Below are 817 nucleotides of genomic sequence, written 5' to 3' on the forward strand. Positions count from 1 at the left end.
CGTGGGCACCGACCACACCCAGGGCTACGGCCAGGATTTCTTCGACCACATCACGCACGACAAGGGCCGCGGCCGCCGCCTCACCAACTTCGGCACGGTGCTGAACCCCGTGGGCATCCGCACCATCGGCGAAATGCCCAACCTGACCAGCGCCATGGTCCATGCCGGCTGGTCCACCCGCAAGATCGAGAAGGTGATCGGCGGCAACTGGATGCGAGTCTTCAAGGAAGTGTGGGGAGCCTGAACATGAATCCGCAATTGCCCATCGAAGTTGCCGAGGACACCGGCATCTGGACCACCGACGGTCTGCCCATGATCTACGTGCCCCGGCACTTCTTCGTGAACAACCACGTGGAAGCCGAGGCCGCCATCGGCCGCGACACCTACGCCCAAAGCCTCTACAAGGCCGGCTACCGCTCGGCCTACTTCTGGTGCGAACAGGAAGCCAAGACGCATGGCCTGCGCGGCCTGGCCGTGTACGAGCACTACCTCAAGCGGCTGTCTCAGCGTGGCTGGGGCCTGTTCTCCTTCGACGAGGTGGACGCCAACACCGGCCACGCGCGCATCAAGCTCGATCACTCGGTGTTCGTCCTGGCCCAGGGTATCGCCGGCGTGCCGGTGACCAAGGACAAGGTCTGCTACCTCTTCGCCGGCTGGTTCTCCGGCGCCATGGACTGGGTTGGCCAGGACACCGGCAAGACCTGGAAGACCCACAGCGAGGAAACCCGCTGCGCGGCCGAAGGACACGACCACTGCGTGTTCACCGTCACGCCCATCGAGGCCTGATCAACGGCCTGATCAACGGGCTGACCTAAAA

Annotated in this window: 2 protein-coding genes; both read left to right on the forward strand. The window is 64.1% G+C overall.

The annotated features are described in order from the left end of the window. The coding region (locus SM757_RS34960; protein WP_322468862.1) for a membrane dipeptidase at positions 1–244 on the forward strand (244 nt) is incomplete at its 5' end. A 2-nt stretch (positions 245–246) separates the two neighbouring features. Then, a complete protein-coding gene (locus SM757_RS34965; protein WP_066343692.1) occupies positions 247–786 on the forward strand; it encodes a DUF5943 domain-containing protein in 540 nt (179 codons plus the stop codon). Positions 787–817: the final 31 nt, after the last annotated feature.

Source organism: Azohydromonas lata (assembly GCF_034427735.1).
GTDB classification, from domain to species: Bacteria; Pseudomonadota; Gammaproteobacteria; order Burkholderiales; family Burkholderiaceae_C; genus Azohydromonas; species Azohydromonas lata.